Source organism: Ectobacillus sp. (assembly GCF_056992975.1).
The window spans coordinates 1-4,697 of sequence record NZ_JBXKMX010000174.1 but is presented as its reverse complement, the minus strand read 5'-3'; the positions used below and the strand labels follow the sequence as shown (position 1 = coordinate 4,697).

Below are 4,697 nucleotides of genomic sequence, written 5' to 3'. Positions count from 1 at the left end.
CTTACTTATGAATAATTTTGAAGGAAGCGATTCACGTAATCGATCCGCAATCTTTTGTAACATCATAGATTCAAATGCATGTCCGAACGAATCGTGCACTGATTTAAGCCGATCAATATTAATAATCAAAATTGCCTTTTTCGTCCCCTCTACCTTCAATTCTTCCTTCAATTTTTCAGTAAAAAAACGATAATTTGGCAATTTTGTTAATTCATCGTGATACGCCATATGATGCAGCTTTTTCTTTGACCTTTCCAATTTATGTTGAGCCATGATTAAATCCTGAAAGGGTTTTTCAACAGAGGAATAATAGAAAGCCCGTATCAGAAAATAAAACCCTACTAATTGAAATAGATGTCCAATGAAATTGCTAATATCATATACACTTTTATAAATTGTAAACATTGAATCTCCAAGTATTAAATATACTGATGCTAAAATAATCATGACGGTACTCGTTTGACTACTATCAACCTTTCGAAATAAATAAAAAATGAGTACACATTGCATCACAATAGCCGCATACTGCATTCCATTCTTTAATGCTGTCGTACCCACACCTTCAACGACCAGGGCAGGTAACAGATGATATGGATCATAGATAATCACCAACCACACAAGAACATACAAACAAGCTAGACTGTAGGCAATCCAACGCTGATAGGCATGAGCCTTTTTCGGCTTTAACATGAAAATAATTAATAATCCTATAACCTGCGTCAAACGAGCAATCATATAAAACCATGTAGCTGAATATGAGGAGCTTTGCTCCAAAAAAAAGGGCATGCCTTTATAAGAAATAGTATGTAGGATTTCTAGAAGGCCCAATGCAAGAAAAAGGGCACCAATATACAATCGATCATTGGATAAAATAAATGGAAAAATGAGCCATGCCTGAATCGCAATAGTAAAACAGGTCACAATAATTATAATTTCCATTATTAAATGCATCGTCACATAATTGTTTGCACCAAATATCCCATATAAACGATGATTAAATAGAATAACGAATATAAGTAGTAAAAGCGGAATCGCTAAATTCCAACCGTATTTTTTAATTAACATAAGATTTTTTGTATATTGCTCCATGAATGTTCTCCCTCCAAGTACACATGGGACCCCCTAAACATATTTCACTATTAAAATTCAAAACAATCTTATCCCCTTTAATAATAACCCTTCCCATCGAAAAATAGGACTATTTTATCGTTTATTCATAATCTTTCTATAATTATTCATAAACGAACATATTTTACTAGTTATTCTGATGGTTTATGGCTTGTCTTTCAAAATATTAGAACCATTATATAGATCATATCTACACCAAATTTAGACAAATAGTTATACAAAAAAATAAAGGATGAAAAAATCAGGATTTCTCCCGTATTTCTCATCTTTTATCCACATGCTTCATTTCGGTTTAATTTAAAAAGCACTACTTTATTCTCTCTTTACAGGTATTTTTGTAACTAGATTTCTTGAACCACTACGTATTGGTCCTGTCCTATATATAAAATGAGTTATGTTTGTTAGCTTTGATTTCATCCAACATCAATCATTATCTAGCATATGTATTCTTCTCAAGAAACTCTCTAACTTCACTTTTCTCTATTCCGATATTCTTCGCTGTAAAAATAAGATACAACCAGTCTGTATCTAATTCGTTCATATTCTTTTTATTTTCCAAAATTTTGATTTCTTTGATATTTCCACTTGGGTTCTCCATAGACTCCACCATCATCCCCTTTTTTACTTATAAAATTACCATCTCCTTTCTCTCAAAATTCTCTCAAAATAACGGTATAAAATTACTTTTTGTCAAAGCTATATGCCCATAAATATCCCTTTGATTCCAATAACATTTCGTCTCTATTTTCATTGTTTTCTACTACCATGTTTTTCTTTGCATTCATTTGATAACCACCATTGACACGGTTAATTAAAATGGGAACCTCGAGTTCTACAAATAGCTGCCGTATTCGATAAATCGTATTATACAAATTCGAAAGAGCACGTTTTTCATCTAGATTCGGCCAGATTGCGTCAATAATCCGCCACTTCGAGCATATTTTTCCTTCCTGAATAAGAAAATAATAGAATAATTCTTCCGTCACACGGGTCGGCCACTTCACATCACGATCCCCGATTTTAACATACGCATCTCCGTACAGCTGAATGTACAGTTTTTCTGCTTTTGTTTTTCGTTGCTGCATACCATAATATTTCGTTAACCGCTCATCAAGTTGCTTCACTATGCTTGGAGTCATTGGCTTTAGAATATAATCCAGTGCTTGAACGCGAAAAGCATCTACTGCATATTGGGAGTATGCTGTTGAAAAGATAACAGGTACATCGATTCCTGTATCCACCAACTGTTTCGCTAACTCGATTCCTGTCATAGCTGGCATTTCAATATCTAGCAAAAGTGCATCCAATTCATGCTCTGGAATCTCTTTTAATGCATCTAAAGGAAATGGAAAAGAACCCATCACTTGAAATGGGCCGTGTTTCTCCAATAATCTTGTATGCAATTCTAATATTAACTTCTCATCTTCAACAACCATGATTCGCCACATATTTATATCTCCTTTATTGGAATCGTTAACTCGATTGTTGTTCCTTCTCCTTCTATTGAATGAACCGAAAAATCCCCTTTTGATATTTGTCTAACCCGGCGCAGTACATTTGTAAAGCCTATACCACTTCTTATCATTCTACCTTCCATTAATTCTTTTCGTTTATTTTCAGACATACCGATACCATCGTCAACTACTTGAATATAAAGGATTTGGTCTTTTTTCGAAATGAAGAGCTGCACATATCCGATTCCGTTTTTTTCAAACAAACCATGCCGTATCGCATTCTCGACAAGAGGCTGAATAAGTAAACTTGGAATTTCAATCTGACTACAATCGATAGAATTCTCAATCTTGCAAGAATAAGAGAATCTTTCTCCAAAGCGAGCTTTCTCAAGCTCAACATATGCTTCAATAATATCTAATTCCTGTTGTAATAAAGTAGAATGCCCCTCTTTTCCAAATTGAAATAGATACCGTAAATACGAACTTAACATCGAAAGTAAGTGAGCGGCTCGTTCTCCGTCTGTATAGCAAAATGCAATAATATTACTCAGTGCATTGTATAAGAAATGTGGTTTAATTTGCGTTTGCAAAAAGGAAATTTCATTTTCAGTAGCTTTATTCAGGGCGCGTTTTGTTTGTTCTGCAGCAATCTCTGCTTCATCTGTTCGATTGATGAGACGAATGGATAAAAATACATTCATTGAAATAACATACCCTAAAAAGCCGAGACGATTGAAAACATTACGCCCAGAGAAAAACAATTGATCAAACGATCCACTGCTTGCAAACATAAACAAAAACAAAAGCATGAAACAGAGGATAACCATTTCGTTTTTTGCAACCAGCCAACTTTTTGTGTATATCATAACAATGAGCCGAGTAAAAATACCAAGCAATAGAATATCTGAATAAAAGAAAAATACATATTGCAAGTTTGATAATGATCGAGCCGGAAACAACACAATCGCTATTCCATATATAACGAGAGGAGAAAATAAAAGAACAAGATGTTTTTTCTTCATGAAAGTTGGCATGATTGCAAGAATATATAATAGAAAAAGGATAACGGCAAAAAAAGTAACCGAATCTTGCAAACGAAAATAAAAATCAAAAGATAAATTTGGAAACTTACGAAGTAATAATCTGGTTTCCCCTCTTGTCATCAGATATACTGCTGAACAAAGCAAAAATAAACCACTATAAAAAAAGGCAACCTCTTTCGTTCGAAGTAAAAAAATCGTTAAATGAAACGTACTAAAGAGAAGGAACAAAAAAATCCCTATCCGTTCCATAGAAAGATCGTTTTGAGAGTCCTTATTGATTGCAAGAGCATCGCCAAAATCGATTGGAAATACGATTCCTCCTCTTGCATTATAAAAATTGGATACATGAATGGTCACAAGAAGTTTCTGTGATTTTGGCTTTACACTTACCTCATAAGCAGGATTCTTAGGAACCATTCCTTCTTTGGATGTCCCTACACGGCCAGCTTCAGATATTTTGTCACCATTTACATAAATCGTGTGGGCAGACCAAATATTCCTAATACGGAACCCAACTTCCGAAAATTGATTAGGCAACATAATTAATATCTGGTACGAGCCATATTGTACATCGGCATCCCATTCCTTAGGAACCTCTTGATTAGGCGCATCTTGGTAAAACTTTGTTGGATCAACAAACTCATTCGGGATAAATTTCCATTCACCAGAAAGAGGGAGTATTTTTATCGAAGTAGGCAGATTTGTTAAATCTAGTATTCCATCTTTTGCATTCTCATTTATAAGTCTCTTTTCCTGATTAGCAAATAGCATATACAGCATAGCTATTCCCATACATACAATCAATAGCCATCCGACAACACGTTTCCAGATCACATCTGCCACTCCTCAAATATGCTTCATTCCATTGGTGAATTGGTACTTTAACCTATCTTATCATAAGATTTGAATTAAAGAATACAGCAAGTTAGAGCAAAACTGCTTCGTTAGCACATTCAGAAAAAATGATTCCCGTAGCATCCGATTCTTGTACTCTTGCTAACCCTTACCTTCAGTAAACGGTTTCACAATTTTACGTTAAAAAATCCCTTTACAATGAAAAATAAAGGGATGA

The 4,697-nt window shown here is 34.3% G+C and carries 4 protein-coding genes; all 4 read right to left on the bottom strand.

Going from position 1 to position 4,697, the window contains the following annotated elements; translation table 11 throughout:
* Positions 1 to 1,089 (bottom strand): sensor domain-containing diguanylate cyclase (locus AC11ZT_RS07950; protein WP_484059087.1); only part of this gene is annotated, 1,089 nt, incomplete at its 3' end.
* Positions 1,090 to 1,558: 469 nt separating this feature from the next.
* A complete protein-coding gene (locus AC11ZT_RS07945) occupies positions 1,559 to 1,726 on the bottom strand; it encodes an anti-repressor SinI family protein (protein ID WP_484059086.1) in 168 nt (55 codons plus the stop codon).
* An 82-nt stretch (positions 1,727 to 1,808) separates the two neighbouring features.
* Positions 1,809 to 2,576: a response regulator gene (locus AC11ZT_RS07940; RefSeq protein ID WP_484059085.1), complete on the bottom strand. Its 768-nt coding sequence runs from the start codon at positions 2,574 to 2,576 to the stop codon at positions 1,809 to 1,811.
* Between the two features lie 2 nt (positions 2,577 to 2,578).
* Positions 2,579 to 4,459: a sensor histidine kinase gene (locus tag AC11ZT_RS07935; RefSeq protein WP_484059084.1), complete on the bottom strand. Its 1,881-nt coding sequence runs from the start codon at positions 4,457 to 4,459 to the stop codon at positions 2,579 to 2,581.
* Positions 4,460 to 4,697 lie beyond the last annotated feature (238 nt).

Bases quoted from the DNA above. Each gene is read 5' to 3' on its own strand.
- AC11ZT_RS07940 (WP_484059085.1), bottom strand. From the start codon at position 2,576: ATGTGGCGAATCATGGTTGTTGAAGATGAGAAGTTAATATTAGAATTG.
- AC11ZT_RS07945 (WP_484059086.1), bottom strand. From the start codon at position 1,726: ATGGAGAACCCAAGTGGAAATATCAAAGAAATCAAAATTTTGGAAAAT.